The sequence below is a fragment of the Pseudomonas sp. 273 genome, from assembly GCF_029201425.1.
In the GTDB taxonomy this organism is placed as follows: Bacteria; Pseudomonadota; Gammaproteobacteria; order Pseudomonadales; family Pseudomonadaceae; genus Pseudomonas; species Pseudomonas delhiensis.
This window is the reverse complement of the sequence record NZ_CP116775.1, coordinates 3,798,338-3,814,545: the sequence shown is the minus strand read 5'-3', so window position 1 is coordinate 3,814,545 and position 16,208 is coordinate 3,798,338. Positions and strand designations below refer to the sequence as shown.

At 68.0% G+C, this 16,208-nt stretch carries 13 protein-coding genes and 1 pseudogene; 7 read left to right on the top strand and 7 right to left on the bottom strand.

The annotated features are described in order from the left end of the window. Positions 1 to 2: 2 nt before the first annotated feature. The 3 genes from folD to PKO50_RS17415 form a co-directional block, all read right to left on the bottom strand. The gene (gene folD / locus PKO50_RS17425) at positions 3 to 890 is read right to left on the bottom strand and encodes a bifunctional methylenetetrahydrofolate dehydrogenase/methenyltetrahydrofolate cyclohydrolase FolD (protein WP_109935281.1); all 888 of its coding nucleotides are present in this window, start codon (positions 888 to 890) and stop codon (positions 3 to 5) included. Next, positions 887 to 1,753: a formyltetrahydrofolate deformylase gene (purU, locus tag PKO50_RS17420; protein WP_275626730.1), complete on the bottom strand. Its 867-nt coding sequence runs from the start codon at positions 1,751 to 1,753 to the stop codon at positions 887 to 889. The genes folD and purU (PKO50_RS17420) overlap by 4 nt, the downstream gene beginning before the upstream one ends. Positions 1,754 to 2,206: 453 nt before the next feature. Next, positions 2,207 to 2,800, bottom strand: coding sequence for a cupin domain-containing protein (locus PKO50_RS17415; protein WP_009622552.1), 594 nt, complete (start codon positions 2,798 to 2,800; stop codon positions 2,207 to 2,209). A gap of 286 nt (positions 2,801 to 3,086) precedes the next feature. Between PKO50_RS17415 and glnT the strand changes: the two genes are divergently transcribed. The 7 genes and pseudogenes from glnT to PKO50_RS17380 all read left to right on the top strand — a co-directional run. Further along, on the top strand, positions 3,087 to 4,421 hold the full coding sequence (gene glnT / locus PKO50_RS17410; protein ID WP_109934975.1) for a type III glutamate--ammonia ligase: 1,335 nt from the start codon (positions 3,087 to 3,089) through the stop codon (positions 4,419 to 4,421). Positions 4,422 to 4,512: 91 nt separating this feature from the next. Further along, positions 4,513 to 5,418, top strand: a complete 906-nt coding sequence (locus PKO50_RS17405; RefSeq protein ID WP_109934974.1) for a glutamine amidotransferase family protein — start codon at positions 4,513 to 4,515, stop codon at positions 5,416 to 5,418. A gap of 34 nt (positions 5,419 to 5,452) precedes the next feature. Beyond that, positions 5,453 to 6,127 (top strand): protein glxC, encoded by a 675-nt coding sequence (locus tag PKO50_RS17400; protein WP_089392358.1) that lies wholly within the window; start codon positions 5,453 to 5,455, stop codon positions 6,125 to 6,127. 20 nt (positions 6,128 to 6,147) lie between these two features. Further along, positions 6,148 to 7,473, top strand: coding sequence for an FMN-binding glutamate synthase family protein (locus PKO50_RS17395; RefSeq protein WP_275626729.1), 1,326 nt, complete (start codon positions 6,148 to 6,150; stop codon positions 7,471 to 7,473). 711 nt (positions 7,474 to 8,184) lie between these two features. Further along, the gene (locus PKO50_RS17390) at positions 8,185 to 9,474 is read left to right on the top strand and encodes an ammonium transporter (protein ID WP_256595902.1); all 1,290 of its coding nucleotides are present in this window, start codon (positions 8,185 to 8,187) and stop codon (positions 9,472 to 9,474) included. A gap of 11 nt (positions 9,475 to 9,485) precedes the next feature. Further along, entirely contained in the window at positions 9,486 to 9,824 is a 339-nt protein-coding gene (locus PKO50_RS17385; protein WP_089392355.1) for a P-II family nitrogen regulator, read from the top strand. 66 nt (positions 9,825 to 9,890) lie between these two features. Further along, positions 9,891 to 10,214 (top strand): annotated as a pseudogene (locus PKO50_RS17380) (multidrug efflux SMR transporter); the annotation flags it as partial. Between the two features lie 281 nt (positions 10,215 to 10,495). Here the strand turns inward: PKO50_RS17380 and PKO50_RS17375 are convergent. The 4 genes from PKO50_RS17375 to purU (PKO50_RS17360) form a co-directional block, all read right to left on the bottom strand. After that, complete coding sequence (locus PKO50_RS17375) at positions 10,496 to 11,470, bottom strand: methyl-accepting chemotaxis protein (protein WP_109934971.1); 975 nt, start codon at positions 11,468 to 11,470, stop codon at positions 10,496 to 10,498. Positions 11,471 to 11,541: 71 nt separating this feature from the next. Then, entirely contained in the window at positions 11,542 to 13,887 is a 2,346-nt protein-coding gene (locus tag PKO50_RS17370) for an aminomethyltransferase family protein (RefSeq protein ID WP_275626728.1), read from the bottom strand. A 49-nt stretch (positions 13,888 to 13,936) separates the two neighbouring features. Further along, a complete protein-coding gene (locus tag PKO50_RS17365) occupies positions 13,937 to 15,307 on the bottom strand; it encodes an NAD(P)/FAD-dependent oxidoreductase (protein WP_275626727.1) in 1,371 nt (456 codons plus the stop codon). Positions 15,308 to 15,332: 25 nt separating this feature from the next. Then, on the bottom strand, positions 15,333 to 16,190 hold the full coding sequence (gene purU, locus PKO50_RS17360; protein WP_089392350.1) for a formyltetrahydrofolate deformylase: 858 nt from the start codon (positions 16,188 to 16,190) through the stop codon (positions 15,333 to 15,335). Positions 16,191 to 16,208 lie beyond the last annotated feature (18 nt).

Sequence of the window (16,208 nt, the reverse complement as noted above, 5' to 3'; positions counted from 1 at the left end):
GCTTACTCCGCAGTGGCGCCGGCGCGTTGCAGGCGCGCGGCGGCCAGGGTGTTCTTCATCAGGTAGGCGATGGTCATCGGCCCGACGCCGCCGGGCACCGGGGTGATGGCCGCGGCCTGGGCCAGGGCGCTGTCGAAGTCGACGTCGCCGACCAGCTTGCTGCGGCCGCCTTCGTCGATGCGGTTGATGCCCACGTCGATCACCACCGCGCCGGGCTTCAGCCAGCTGGCGTCGACCAGCCGCGGCTTGCCCACCGCGGCGACCACGATGTCGGCCTGGCGGCACAGCTCACGCAGGTTGGCGCTGCGCGAATGCACCACGGTCACCGTGCAGTGGGCCTTGAGCAGCAGCGCGGCCATGGGCTTGCCGACGATGTTGGAGCGGCCGATCACCACCGCGTGCTTGCCGGTCAGGTCGCCGCAGGTGTCGTGCAGCAGGCGCATGCAGCCGGCCGGGGTGCAGGGCGTGAGCACGTCGCGGCCCTGGCTGAGGCCGCCGACGTTCTCGCTGTGGAAGCCGTCGACGTCCTTCAGCGGGTCGATGGCCTGGAGCACGCGGTTTTCGTCGATGTGCTTGGGCAGCGGCAGTTGCACGAGGATGCCGTTCACCGCCGGGTCGTCGTTCAGCTCGGCGATGAGCTGGAGCAGGGCGCTTTCGCCGGTGTCGGCCGGCAGCTTGTGCTCCAGCGAGCGGATGCCGACCTCCTCGGCGCGCAGCACTTTATTGCGCACGTAGACCTGGCTGGCCGGGTCGCTGCCCACCAGCACCACGGCCAGGCCCGGCTGGATGCCGTGCTCGCGCAGGGCCAGGACTTCCTCGCGGACCTCGGCGAGCACCCGTGCCGAGGTGGCCTTGCCGTCGATGAGCTTGACGCTGGGAATGGCATTCATTTGAAGATCACCGTGCGGTCGTGGTTGAGGAAGACGCGGTGTTCCAGGTGGTACTTCACCGCGCGGGAGAGGGCGATGGTCTCGGTGTCACGGCCGATGGCCACCAGGTCGTCGGGGGTGTAGGCGTGGTCCACGCGCTGCACTTCCTGCTCGATGATCGGGCCCTCGTCGAGGTCGCTGGTGACGTAGTGGGCGGTGGCGCCGATCAGCTTCACCCCGCGCTCGTAGGCCTGGTGGTAGGGCTTGGCGCCCTTGAAGCCGGGCAGGAAGGAGTGGTGGATGTTGATGGCCTTGCCGGAGAGCTGCCTGCACAGGTCGTCGGAGAGGATCTGCATGTAGCGGGCGAGCACCACCAGTTCGGTGCCGGTCTCCGCGACTATCTTCAGCAGCTCGGCTTCCTGCTGGGCCTTGGTGTCTTTCGTCACCGGCAGGTAGATGAAGCGGATGCCCTCGCGTTCGGCCATGGGGCGCAGGTCGAGGTGGTTGGAAACGATGGCGGTGATCTGCATGTCCAGCTCGCCCTTGGCGTGGCGGTAGAGCAGGTCGGCCAGGCAATGGTCGAACTTGCTGACCATCAGCAGCACGCGCATGGGCTTGGCGCTGCTGTGCAGGCTCCAGTCCATGTCGAAGCGGCTGGCCACGTCGGCGAAACCGGATTCGATATTGCCGATGTCGCCATCCAGGCCCTGGTTGAAGCGGAACACGGCGCGCATGAAGAAGCGGCCGTTGCCTTCGTCGTCGAACTGCGCCATCTCGCTGATGTAGCAACCCTGCTCGGCCAGGTAGGTGGTCACCGCCGCGACTATCCCGGACACCGCCGGGCAACTGATGCGGATGATGAAGTGGCTGGGGGCGTGGTGCATGTCGGGTCCTCGAAGTGAGTGGGAGGCAGCTCGGCGCGCAAGGGCGGAAGGTTCGCCGGTGAAAGGGGCTTTCGCCGGCGAAGGATTTTTTACTGTTGGGAATATAAATTTCCTTTCGCGCTTTTATAGGCGAAGCGAATCCGTGGGTCCATACCCTTGGGAAAATTTTTATCCTGTCAGGAAAGTTTTCGGCCGAATGGTCGAGGGGAAGGAAGGACGCAGGGCATTGGTGCCACGGCCATCGGCGGATAACCGCGAACGGTTATGCGCCCTACGGGATACCGTGCTTCATGGCAATTGTAGGAGCGGGCCCTGCCCGCGAAATCGCGCGCAGGGCGCGCTCCTACAGGGGATGGTGCGATGGGGTCTTATCCGCGATAGGCCGAGCCCCGCTGGGAAATCGCCGATGAATCCGCTCCTGCGGAGGAAGGCCGTTCCCGGCTTCCCGGCGCCTCAGTCGTTGCCGTAGTTCATGATCGACAACAGCCGTATCGGCACCTGCACCAGCTTCTCCGGGCCGTGGGGCGTCTCGCCGTCGAAGGTCAGGCTGTCGCCGGCCTGCATGGGGTAGAGCTGGTTGCCGTGGCGGTACACCAGCTCGCCCTCGAGCAGGTGGAGGAACTCGGTGCCGGGGTGGGAGAAGGTCGGGAACTCCTCGCTGGCGTCGTCCATGCTGACCATGTAGGCCTCGAAGTTCTTCTTCGGCCCGCGGGTGTGGTTGAGCAACTGGTAGGTGTGACCTTTCTCGGTGCCCCGGCGCACCACTTCCAGGCCGTCGCCGGCCTTCACCAGCAGGGCGTTGCCGTCGGGCTGGTCGTACTGGCTGAAGAGTTTCGACATCGGCATGCCGAGCACGTCGCACAGGCGGCTCAGGGTGTCGAGGCTGGTGGAGACCTGGGCGTTCTCGATCTTGCTCAGCATGCCCTGGCTGATCCCCGCGATGCGCGCCACGTCCGCCAGCTTGAGCTCCTGCGCCTGGCGCTGGCGCTTGATCTGCATGCCCAGGTACTGCTCCAGGCGGAGGCGCGGTTGGGTCTCGGTCGACATTCAGGGTTCCTGCACGGTTTAGGTTCAAGAATATTAGTTTCGCACTGAGAAAGTGCGGAGGGCGAGTGGTGCGTTGCCACTTTCCCACAGTGAAAGCTAGTTTCCCATATATACAGAAGAAAAACCGCCGTGGCTGCCATCCATCATGGTGCACCGGACTTGGCACTGGCATTGCATTCCTAATGGGAAAGTAAGTTTCCTGAGCGGAATTCGACGGGCGAAAGCCCCGGCGCAAACCGCCCCAGGCATCGACAACGCCTTGCCCATTCAACCGGAGAGCTCCCCCATGTTGCCACCCGAAACCCAGCGCACCATCGACCAGCACGGCATCAAGTACGTGCTGGCGCAGTTCGTCGACATCCACGGCGCCGCGAAGACCAAGTCGGTGCCGGTGTCCGGCCTCAAGGCGGTGGCCGAGGAGGGCGCCGGGTTCGCCGGGTTCGCCATCTGCGGCATGGGCATGGAGCCCCACGGCCCGGACTTCATGGCCCGCGGCGACCTTGCCACGCTGATCCCGGTGCCCTGGCAGCCGGGCTACGGCCGGGTGGTCTGCATCGGCCACGTCGACGGCAAGCCGCACCCCTACGACAGCCGCTTCGTGCTGCAGCAGCAGGTGCAGCGCCTGGCCGACAAGGGCTGGGTGCTGAACACCGGGCTGGAGCCGGAATTCAGCCTGTTCCGCCGCGACGCCCAGGGCAAGCTGCAGCTGGTGGACGCCTCGGACAACCTCGACAAGCCCTGCTACGACTACAAGGGCCTGTCGCGCTCCCGTGAGTTCCTCGAACGCCTGACCGAGGCCCTGCAGCCGGTGGGCTTCGACATCTACCAGATCGACCACGAGGACGCCAACGGCCAGTTCGAGATCAACTACACCTACAGTGACGCCATGGAGTCGGCCGACCGCTTCACCTTCTTCCGCATGGCCGCCGGCGAGATCGCCAACGACCTGGGCATGATCTGCTCGTTCATGCCCAAGCCCGATCCCAAGCGCGCCGGCAACGGCATGCACTTCCACCTGTCGATCGCCAGCGCGACCAACAAGAACCTCTTCCACGACCCGTCCGACCCCAGCGGCATGGGCCTGTCGAAGCTGGCCTACCACTTCGCCGCCGGCCTGCTGGCCCACGGCCCGGCCCTGTGCGCCTTCGCCGCGCCCACGGTCAACTCCTACAAGCGCCTGGTGGTGGGCCGCTCGCTGTCCGGCGCCACCTGGGCCCCGGCGTTCATCGCCTACGGCGCCAACAACCGCTCGGCGATGGTGCGCATCCCCTACGGCCGCCTGGAGTTCCGCCTGCCCGACGCCGGCTGCAACCCTTACCTGGTGACCGCCGCCATCATCGCCGCGGGCCTGGATGGCATCGACCGCCAGCTGGAACCGGGCGAGATGTGCAACGAGAACCTCTACAACCTGAGCCTGGAGGCGATCGCCGCGCGCGGCATCAAGACCCTGCCGCAGTCGCTGAAGGAAGCCACCGACGCCCTGGAGGCCGACCCGCTGTTCCGCGAGGTGCTCGGCGCCGAGATCGTCGACGAGTTCATCAAGCTCAAGCGCATGGAGTGGGTGGAGTACAGCCGCCACGTCTCCGACTGGGAGATTCAGCGCTACACCGAATTCTTCTGACCGCCGCGCCCGCCGGGCGCACCTCATTTACCCCTCTGGGCGACCGTGAACACCACGCGGCGGTCGCCTGCTGCCTCGAAGGAGACGAACCATGTGCGGAATCGTAGGCCTCTACCTGAAGAAACCCGAGCTGGAGAGCCAGCTCGGCAAGCTCTTCGAACCCATGCTGCAAGCCATGACCGACCGCGGCCCGGACAGCGCCGGCTTCGCCATCTACGGTGACGAGGTGGCCGACGGCTGGGTCAAGCTGACCCTGCAGGCCAGCGACGCCGGCTACCCCTGGGCCGAGCTGATGGGCGCCCTGGAAGCGCGCCTGGGCTGCTCGCTGGACTGGTTCCAGAACGCCAGCGCCGCGGTGCTGAAGATCCACTGCGACGAAGCCGCGGTGCGCGAGGCTCTGGCCGAGCTGGCCCCGGCGGTGCGCATCATGAGCGCCGGGCAGAGCATCGAGATCCTCAAGGGCATGGGCCTGCCGCAGGAAATCTCCCAGCGCTTCGGCCTGGCCGGCATGAAGGGCAGCCACATCATCGGCCACACCCGCATGGCCACCGAGAGCGCGGTGACCATGGAGGGCAGCCACCCGTTCTCCACCGGCGCCGACCTGTGCCTGGTGCACAACGGCTCGCTGTCCAACCACTTCCGCCTGCGCCAGGAACTCAAGCGCCAGGGCATCGCCTTCGAGACCGACAACGACAGCGAAGTGGCCGCCGGCTACCTGACCTGGCGCCTGCGCCAGGGCGACAGCCTGGCCCAGGCCCTGGACGGCGCGCTGAACGACCTGGACGGTTTCTTCACCTTCGCCATCGGCACCCGCAACGGCTTCGCCGTAATCCGCGACCCGATCGCCTGCAAGCCGGCGGTGCTGGCCGAGACCGACGACTACGTGGCCATGGCTTCGGAATACCAGGCCCTGGCCAGCCTGCCGGGCATCGACAAGGCGCGGGTCTGGGAGCCGGAGCCGGCCACCCTCTACGTCTGGGAGCGCGAAAGCGCCTGATCCGCACCGAGCAGAACATTCTGGAGACCTTTGCATGAAGACCATCGACCTTTCCAGCGCCTCGGTGCGCGAACTGAACCAGGCCCTGCACGGCGAAGTGCAGGACCGCGAATGGCTGGTGACCCACCCCGACGGCAAGCACAACCTCGCCGTGGGCATCGACCAGGCGGTGTCCGTGGATATCCAGGGCCACGCCGGCTACTACTGCGCGGGCATGAACCAGAAGGCCAGCGTCACCGTGCACGGCAACGTCGGCGTGGGCGTGGCGGAGAACATGATGTCCGGCAGCGTGCGGGTGAAGGGCAGCGCCTCCCAGGCCGCCGGCGCCACCGCCCATGGCGGGCTGCTGGTGATCGAGGGCGACGCCGGCGCGCGCTGCGGCATCTCGATGAAGGGCGTGGACATCGTGGTCGGCGGCAGCATCGGCCACATGAGCTGCTTCATGGGCCAGGCCGGGCGCCTGGTGGTCTGCGGCGACGCCGGCGACGCCCTGGGCGACTCGCTGTACGAGGTGCGCATCTACGTCAAGGGTGAGGTGAAGTCCCTGGGCTCGGACTGCATCGAGAAGGAAATGCGCGCCGAGCACCTGGAAGAACTCAGGGAACTGCTCAACCGCGCCGGCTTCGACGAGGACCCAGCCGCCTTCAAGCGCTACGGCTCGGCCCGCCAGCTGTACAACTTCAAAGTCGACAACGCATCCGCGTACTGATCCGCAGCGAGGAATCCCCCATGAGCGAGAAGAACACCCCGGTGCTGCGCGAGTCCGCCACCTTCGACCGCCTGACCATCCAGGAAATCCAGCGCGCCGCCGAGACCGGCATCTACGACATCCGCGGCGGCGGCACCAAGCGCAAGCTGCCGCACTTCGACGACCTGCTGCTGCTGGGCGCCAGCGTCTCGCGCTACCCGCTGGAAGGCTACCGCGAGAAATGCGGCACCGACGTGGTGCTGGGCACCCGCTTCGCCAAGAAGCCGATCCACCTGAAGATCCCGGTGACCATCGCCGGCATGAGCTTCGGCGCGCTCTCGGCCAACGCCAAGGAAGCCCTGGGCCGCGGCGCCAGCATCGCCGGCACCAGCACCACCACCGGCGACGGCGGCATGACCCCGGAAGAGCGTGGCCAGTCCCGGCACCTGGTGTACCAGTACCTGCCCTCGCGCTACGGCATGAACCCCGACGACCTGCGCAAGGCCGACGCCATCGAGATCGTCCTGGGGCAGGGCGCCAAGCCGGGCGGTGGCGGCATGCTGCTGGGCATGAAGGTCACCGAGCGCGTCGCCGGCATGCGCACCCTGCCGATCGGCGTCGACCAGCGCAGCGCCTGCCGCCACCCGGACTGGACCGGCCCGGACGACCTGGCGATCAAGATCGCCGAGCTGCGCGAGATCACCGACTGGGAGAAGCCCATCTACGTGAAGATCGGCGCCAGCCGCCCGTACTACGACGTCAAGCTGGCGGTGAAGGCCGGCGCCGACGTGATCGTCCTCGACGGCATGCAGGGCGGCACCGCGGCCACCCAGGAAGTGTTCATCGAGCACGTCGGCATTCCCATTCTGCCGGCCATTCCCCAGGCGGTGCAGGCGCTGCAGGAGATGGGCATGCACCGCCAGGTGCAGCTGATCGTCTCCGGCGGCATCCGCAACGGCGCCGACGTGGCCAAGGCCATGGCCCTAGGGGCCGACGCGGTGGCCATCGGCACCGCCGCGCTGGTGGCCCTGGGCGACAACCACCCGCGCCTGGACGAGGAGCTGAAGAAGATCGGCTCGGCCGCCGGCTACTACGACGACTGGCAGAACGGCCGCGACCCGGCCGGCATTACCACCCAGGACCCGGAGCTGTCCAAGCGCCTGGACCCGGTGGAAGCCGGCCGCCGCCTGGCCAACTACCTGCGGGTGCTGGTGCTGGAGGCCCAGACCATGGCCCGCGCCTGCGGCAAGTCGCACCTGCACAACCTCGACCCCGAGGACCTGGTGGCCCTGACCGTGGAAGCTGCGGCCATGGCCCGCGTGCCGCTGGCCGGCACCAGCTGGGTGCCGGGGCAGGTGCAGTACTGAGCCCCAGCGGGTGATACCGAAGGCCGGCGAGCGATCGCCGGCCTTTTTGTTTTCTCCGGCAGGGGACATCGCGGACGGAGTCCGCTCCTACGGTTCCTGGGCGCTCGGTGGCGTCTTCCGCAGGATGGGTATCGCTTCGCTCCACCCATCCTGCGAGGAGCCGTATTCGTCGGCAGCCCCGGGCACCGGTGTTCCGGTCAACGGCGGATAACCGCGAACGGTTATGCGCCCTACGGGGTAGCGTGCCTCATGGCAATTGTAGGAGCGGGCCCTGCCCGCGAAATCGCGCGCAGGGCGCGCTCCTACAGGGGGATGGTGCGGTGGGGTGGCGGAGCGGATCTTATCCGCGATTTGCCGAGCCCCGCACCAACGCCAGACAGGGCTGCCATATTGCCTGGCAGGAAATTCAAATTCGCACCAAGAAAATGCGCGACCTGCCGATCAGGGCCTCGGCCCGCTTACCCGCCTGCCAAAACAAACCCTTTCCATTCAACCACATAGCAAAAATTGGCCGCCCCCGACGGGCCTTGGCAGGCCAATTGCTATGCCTACAAGGAAATAAAGTTGCCCTACAGGAAGGCACTGGCTGCGGCCCGTCCACCTGCCCAGGGCGCTCGAAACGCCGGCCCGTGCATCCGACCGCGGGCCGGCCCCGTCCCCGTCGGTTGGAGGCAACAGGCAATGATCCGGTTTTCACATGTGAGCCGCAGTATGTTGGGCCTTTCCCTGCTGTTCGGCAGTGTCGCCGCCCTGGCGGACGAGGCGCCGCCGGCGATCAACAGCGGCGACACCGCCTTCGTCGCGCTCTGCTCGCTGGTGGTGCTGCTGATGACCCTGCCGGGCCTGGCGCTGTTCTACGGCGGCATGGCGCGGACCAAGAACGTGCTGTCGATCCTCATGCAGGTGTTCTGCACCGCGTCGCTGATGTCGGTGCTGTTCGCCGTCTACGGCTACAGCCTGACCTTCACCGACGGCGGCGCGCTGCAGTCGGTGATCGGCGGCCTGGACAAGCTGTTCATGGTCGGCATCACCAAGGACTCGGTGGTCGGCACCATCCCCGAGTACCTGTACTTCCTGTTCATGCTGCTGTTCGCCGCCATCACCCCGGCGATCATCGTCGGCGCCTTCGCCGAGCGCATGAAGTTCGGTGCGGTCATGGTGTTCATGGCGGTGTGGCTGACCATCAACTACATCCCCATGGCGCACATGGCCTGGGGCGGCGGCTGGGTGTTCAACCTGGGCGTGCAGGACTTCGCCGGCGGCAACGTGGTGCACCTCAACGTCGGCATCGCCTCGCTGGTGGGCGCCTGGCTGCTGGGCCGCCGCCGCGGCTTCGGCACCGCCACCCTGGCGCCGCACAACATGACCATGACGCTCACCGGCGGCTCGCTGCTGTGGGTGGGCTGGCTGGGCTTCTGCGGCGGCTGCGCGCTGGCCGCCAGCGGCTTCGCCATGCTGGTGATGGTCAACACCATGCTCGCCAGCTGCGCCGGCGCCCTGGCCTGGATGCTGGTGGAGTGGCAGCACAAGGGCCGGCCGAGCCTGTTCGGCGCGGTCTCCGGCGCCATCGCCGGGCTGGTGGCGATCACCCCGGCCTGCGGCTACGTCGGCCCCATGGGCGCCATCCTGCTCGGCCTGATCGCAGGCCCGGTGTGCGTCTGGTCGGTGGACAAGCTCAAGCCGATGATCGGCCTGGACGACGCCTTCGACGTGTTCGGCGTGCACGGCGTGGCCGGCATCCTCGGCGGCCTGCTGACCCCGGTGTTCGCCCTCAGCGCCATCGGCGGCCAGGGCTTCCCCGAGGGCCGCGGGCTGTTCGACCAGTTGCTGGTCAATGGCGGCGTGCTGCTGTTCAGCATCGGCTTCTCGGCCATCACCAGCCTGGTCGCCTTCAAGGTGGCCGCGGCGCTGTGCGGCGGGCTGCGCGTGGACGAGGAAGCCGAGGTGGACGGGCTGGACCTCTCCGCCCACGGCGAAGTCGGCTACAAGTACTCCAACTGAGGATCGCTGCCATGAAACTCATCACCGCGATCATCAAGCCGTTCCGCCTGGACGACGTGCGCCTGGCGCTGACCGAGGCCGGCGTGCATGGCGTGACCGCCACCGAGGTCAAGGGCTACGGCCGGCAGAAGGGCCATTCGGAGGTCTACCGGGGCGCCGAGTACGTCGTGGAGCTGCTGCCCAAGGTGAAGCTGGAAGTGGTGGTCGCCGACGCCCTGTGCCAGGCCGCCGTCGACGCCATCCTCAAGGCGGCGCGCACCGGCAAGATCGGCGACGGCAAGGTGTTCGTCCAGGACCTGGAGAGCATCGTGCGCATCCGCACCGGCGAGCTGGGCGAAGACGCCGTCTGAGCCCCTCGCGACACCCTGCGCCGACGCCCCGCGTCGGCGTTCTTTTTGGGAAAGGAGAAATGACCGATGGCCTGGTTGAACGGCTGGGGCTACCTGGTCCTGGCGGGGCTCTGCGAAGTGCTCTACGCCTCGATCATCCCCCGCACCGAAGGCTTCACCCGGCTAGGGCCGAGCCTGTACTGCGGGGTGTTCCTGGCGCTGAGCATCTACCTGCTGAGCCTGTCCGTGCGCGAGCTGCCGCTGGGCCTGGCCTACGCCGTCTGGGTGGGTATCGGCACCCTGGGCACGGTGGCCTACGGCAGCCTGTTCCTCGGCGAACCGCTGGGGGCGCTGAAGGCGCTGTGCCTGGTGATGATCGTGGGTGGGATCGTCGGGCTGAAGCTGGTGGGCGGGGGGAGGTGGTGTAGGAGGCCATCGTGGATGCTGTCCCATTCGCGCCATTGCCATGTAGGAGCGCGCCCTGCGCGCGAAATCGCGGGCAGGGCCCGCTCCTACAGGGGGACAGAGGTGTTGGGGTTGAGAGCGCCCTCTCCCCAGCCCTCTCCCTGAAGGGAGAGGGCTGGGGAGAGGGGACGGCGTTCATCTCAAGCACAGCTGCTGCCGGCGAGCACCGTTCGCGAGCAAGAGCTAGGCGCCCCCTCGATCCTACGAAAAGCGTGCGCCCTGCCAGTTCAGTGCTGCTGCAGCATCGCCTGGATCTGCTGCACCGACTCCTGGGTGCGCCGCGCCAGGTTGCGCACCTCGTCGGCCACCACGGCGAAGCCGCGGCCCTGGTCGCCGGCGCGGGCGGCTTCGATGGCGGCGTTGAGGGCCAGCAGGTTGGTCTGTTCGGCGATGCCGCGGATCACCCCGGCCACCTGGGCGATCTGCCCGTAGGTGGCCTGGATGTTCGCCTGCTCGCGTTCGTGCAGGGCCGCGGCGGCTTTCTCGTCGCTGATCTCGCGCACCGCGCCGGTGACGTACACCAGCCGGCCGCGGCCGTCGCGCAGGCAGCGGCCGCGTTCGCGGAACCAGACCTCGCCGCGGGTCTTGTGGCGCATGCGGTATTCCACTGCGTAGGAACCGTCGCCGCTGGCGTCGGCCATGGCGGCGTTGAAGGTCTGCATGACCGTCTTCAGGTCGTCCGGGTTGACCACGCCGAAGTAGCTGTCCCAGCCGTCGGGGAATTCCTCGCGCCTGTAGCCGATCAGCTCGCGGAACTGCTCGGACCAGCGGATCAGGTTGTGCGGGTGGTCGGGGTCGCCGTTGACCACGTTCATCGCCCAGCAGCCCTCGGTGAGGGTGCGCTGGGTCAGCTCCCAGACCTCGCGTTCCTCCTGCCATTGGCGGCGCTCGGCCTCCAGGGCCGTCAACTGGCCCTGCTGCTGTTCCAGCTCGCCGCGCAATTGCAGGTTCTGCTGTTCGGCCTGGGCCAGGCGTTTCGTCAGCGCGGCGTATTCCTCGGCGCTGCAGGGCGGCGGCGCCTGGCGTTCGGCGTGCTGGCGGAAGCTCAACAGTTCGTGCCAGCCGCTCTGCAGGCGCTCCAGGCTGCTACGCAGGCGCGGTTCGCAGTGCCGCGGGGGCGCCGTGTCCGGTGCGCTGGGAAGCTGGTCGAGCCACTGGCCGAGTTCCTCGGCCAGGTTGCGGGATGCCTTGCTGAACCACATCGGCCTTTCCTCCTGGGGCTGCGAGCGACGTGTCTGGCTGCAGCCTTGCAAAAGCCAATCCAGAAAGCGCCTCAGGCGCGCACGCGGCTCTTCTGCGGGTCGTAGGCCACGGTGCCGGCGGCCACCCGCGCGGGGATGCGCTTCTGCTGGCCGTCGAGCTTGCCGACCTGCACCGGCGTGCCCGGCTCGCAGTAACCCACGTCCAGCCGGCACAGGGCGATGTTCCTGCCCAGCAGCGGCGAGCGGGTGGCGCTGGTGATTACGCCCACCTGGGCGCGGCCGACGTGCACGCAGTCGCCGTGGTGCGCCGTCTCGTTACCCTCCAGTTCCAGCCCCACCAGGCGGCGTTGCGGGTTGGCGCTGCGCCTTAGCAGGGCATCCTTGCCGATGAAGTCGGCCTGCTTGGTCTTCAGCGGCACGCAGAAGCCGATGCCGGCCTCGAAGGGGTCGGTCTGGTCGTCGAACTCGTAGCCGGCGAACACCAGCCCGGCCTCGATGCGCAGCGTGTCCAGCGCATGCAGGCCCAGGGGCACCAGGCCCAGGGGCTCGCCCAGTTGCCACAGGCGGTTCCACACGGCCATGGCGTCGCTCGGGTGGCACCACAGCTCGTAGCCCAGCTCGCCGGTGTAGCCGGTGCGCGAGACCATCAGCGGCGGGCCGTTGTAGTCGTCCAGGCGGCCGCTGAGGAAGCGGAACCAGCCCAGGTCCTCCAGCTTCGGCTGGGTGCCCGGCGTCCACACCATGCCCTTGAGCAGTTCGCGGGCCAGCGGGCCCTGCACGGCGATGTTGTGGATCTGCTCGGAAGCGCTCTTCACCCACACCTTCATGCCCAGCTTCTGCGCCTGCTCGCGCAGCCAGTCGCCGGCGTAGTCCTCGCCGCCGATCCAGCGGAAGGCGTCCGGCCCCAGGCGCAGCAGGGTGCCGTCGTCGAGCATGCCGCCGTGCTCGTAGCACATGGCCGAGTAGACCACCTGGCCCACCGCGAGCTTGCGCACGTCGCGGGTCAGGCAGTAGTCCAGCAGCGCTTCGGCGTCGGGGCCCAGCACCTCGAACTTGCGCAGGGCGGAAAGGTCCATCACCGCCACCTTCTCGCGGCAGCCGTGGTACTCCTCGATGGCGCCGTAGCCGTCGAAATGGGTCGGCGTCCAGAAGCCGCGGTAGTCGACGAACTGCCGGGTGAGGGCGGAGGTGCCGGGGTGGAAGCCGCTTTCGCGGGTCAGCACCGGGTCGGCGTCGGGCGTCTTGCGGTTGGCCATGGCGATACTGAAACGCTCCTTTTCGCTGTACACGCGGACGTGGATGTCGGTGGGCTGCCAGCCGTTGGCCGGGTCGATGTCGTCGGGGCAGGAGCTGCTGGCGCAGACCAGGTCGGTCATGGCGCGCAGCAGCACGTAGTCGCCGGGGCGCGACCAGGGCTCGTCGAGAGTCAGCTGCTGGTGCGCGTCCACCCCGGTGTTGAAGAAGAAGTTGATCGCCGGCCAGCCGGCGCGGCCGCGCACGCCGTGGGCGGCGAGGGCGCGGCTGAGGTTGTCGCTGCAGTTGGCGTGGCCGAAGTAGCCCTGGGCCTCGTAGTAGCGCGCGGTGCAGGCCAGGGCGAAGGTGTCGTGGCGGCCCACGGTGTCGCGCAGCACCTCCAGCATCGGCTGCAGGTCGCGGTCGTAGAAGCGGCTGTACAGGCCCGGGCCGGGGTAGGCGTTGCCGTTCAGGGTGCGGGTGACGGTGGGGTCCAGGTCGACCTCGCGGCCGGCATCGAGGCCGCGGCGGTCGAAGGCGACGAAGTCCGAGCACTGGCGGCCGGCCACGTCCAGCACCTGGATGTACTGGCCGGCGGCGACTGTGTAGGCGTTGGCGGTACCGGGCCTGATGGTGAACTCGTCCAGCACCTCGGCCAGCGGCGCCGGCAGCGGCGGGGCGAGCGCCTGGCGCGGGTTGGCGCGGTGCACCAGCAGGCGCAGCTCGCTGGCCCGCGCCTGGCTGTCCACCGCCGTGCGTCCGCCGGGGGCGGCGACCAGCACCAGCAGCGCCGCACCGGCGTCGAGGGTGCGGCTGAAGCCGGCCGGCGTGCCGCTCTCCCACAGCCGCGCGGGGCTCGGCAAGTGGCGGCAGTCGACGCCGCGCCGCGCCAGGCCGGCGCTGACGTGGGCGGCCTCGCGGCTGCCGTCGTGCAGCAGGTGGTGGATGAAGGCGGCGCCGGGGCTGGGCGCCAGGCCGAGTTCGGCCAGCGCCGGCCGGCCGTCGGTGGTGAAGGCCAGCAGCTCGGCGGCCTGGTCGCCTTCCAGGTCGACGACCTGCAGCCGGTCGCCGGCTTCCAGGGCCAGCACGGTCAGCCCGCCGGGGGCGACGCGGTGGCGCTCCAGCGCCGGGGCGCGGGCGAACAGGGCCGGCTCGAAGGGCCGGCTCGTCACGGGCAGGTTCATTCTCGTGCTCCACGCAAGGCGGGGCGGCGGGGCCGCCCCGGGAGAAGGCTCAGAGGGCTTTCCTGAGCTGGTCCACCGGCTGGTCGGCCAGGTAGGCCTCCAGCGAATCGTCCAGGGCCTGCAGCCAGGGCGTGTGGTGCGGCGTGGCGAGGGTGCCGGTGATCAGCGAGCGGTGGCACTTGTCGCGGTAGCCCATGATGTTTTCGTACTTGTCCTGCTTCCATTGCAGGAAGGTGTTGTTCACCTCGGCGATGTCGAAGCTGGGGTAGTCGGTGGCCTCGATCAGCTGGCGGATGTACTCGCCCTGGAACTCGAACATCTGCCGGGCGTTCTCCAGGGTTTCCTCCTCCTGGCGCCAGGCCAGGTCCTCGGCGCGCATCAGCGCCGGCTCCGGCAGGGCGATGCGCCCGAGGATGACGTCGCGGGCGTACCAGGCCTGGGCGTCGAACATGTTGAAGCTGTACCACTGGTCCTGCATGCCGAGGTAGATCAGCCGCGTGTTCTGCTCCCAGAACACGCCCTTGTAGAGGTTCAGCGGCCACAGGCGGTTGTCGGTCTTCAGCCGCAGCTCCTCGGGCAGGAAGGGGAAGTGGTGCTTGTAGCCGGTGCACAGGATGATGGCGTCGACGCGCTTGCTGCTGCCGTCGGCGAAGAAGGCGGTGCTGCCCTTGACGCGGGTGAGCAGCGGCTTTTCCTCCCAGTTCTCCGGCCACTTGTAGCCCATCGGCGCGCTGCGGTAGCAGCTGGTGATGGAGCGCGCGCCGTACTTGAAGCACTGCGAGCCGATGTCCTCGGCCGAGTAGCTGCCGCCGACGATGAGCACGTCCTTGCCCTGGAATTCCAGGGCGTCGCGGAAGTCGTGGGCGTGCAGCACGCGCCCGGCGAAGCTCTCGAAGCCGTCGAAGTAGGGCACGTTGGGCGTGGAGAAGTGGCCGCTGGCGACCACCACGTAGTCGAAGGTTTCGCTGTAGGTGCGGTCGTCGTCGTAGCTGTGGGCGGTGACCTCGAAGGTGCCGCTGGCCTCGTCCCAGGTGACGTTGCGCACCGTGGTGTTGAAGCGGATGTAGGGGCGCACGCCGGCCTTGACCACGCGGCCCTTGATGTAGTCCCAGAGCACCTCGCGCGGCGGGTAGGAGCCCATGGGCCGGCCGAAGTGCTCGTCGAAGCTGTAGTCGGCGAACTCCAGGCATTCCTTCGGCCCGTTGGACCAGAGGTAGCGGTACATGCTGCCGTGCACCGGCTCGCCGTGCTCGTCCAGGCCGGTGCGCCAAGTGTAGTTCCACATGCCGCCCCAGTCGGCCTGCTTCTCGAAGCAGACCAGTTCGGGAATGTCGGCGCCTTTTTCCTTCGCCGACTGGAAGGCGCGCAGCTGGGCCAGGCCGCTGGGGCCGGCGCCGATGATGGCGACTCTTTGCTTCATGTCCGGTGCTCCACGTTCGTAGTTGTCAGGAGAAGATCACGGTCTTGTCGCGGTTGATGAACACGCGGTGCTGCAGGTGGTACTTGAGCGCCCGGGAGAGGGCGACGGTCTCGGTGGCGCGGCCGATGGCGACCAGCGCCTCGGGGCTGTAGGCGTGGTCCACGCGCTGTACTTCCTGCTCGATGATCGGGCCCTCGTCGAGGTCGCTGGTGACGTAGTGCGCGGTGGCGCCGATCAGCTTCACGCCACGCTCGTAGGCCTGGTGGTAGGGCTTGGCGCCCTTGAAGCCGGGGAGGAAGGAGTGGTGGATGTTGATGGCCTTGCCGGAGAGCTGCCTGCACAGGTCGTCGGAGAGGATCTGCATGTAGCGGGCGAGCACCACCAGTTCGGTGCCGGTCTCGGCGACTATCTTCAGCAGCTCGGCTTCCTGCTGGGCCTTGGTGTCTTTCGTCACCGGCAGGTAGATGAAGCGGATGCCCTCGCGTTCGGCCATGGGGCGCAGGTCGAGGTGGTTGGAAACGATGGCGGTGATCTGCATGTCCAGCTCGCCCTTGGCGTGGCGGTAGAGCAGGTCGGCCAGGCAGTGGTCGAACTTGCTGACCATCAGCAGCACGCGCATCGGCCGCTGGCTGTCGAACAGCTGCCAGTGCATGTCGAAGGGCACGGCGACGTCCTCGAAGCCGTCGCGCAGGGCCTGGATGTCGCCCTTGGCGTCGGCGTCGAAGCGGAACACGGCGCGCATGAAGAAGCGCCCGGTGATCTCGTCGTCGAACTGCGACAGCTCGCTGATGTAGCACTGTCGCCCGGCCAGGTACGTGCTGACGGCGGCGACTATCCCGGAGCGCGCCGGGCAGTCGATGGTGAGGATGTAGTGGGTGTCCATTTGCGTTCTCGCGGCGTG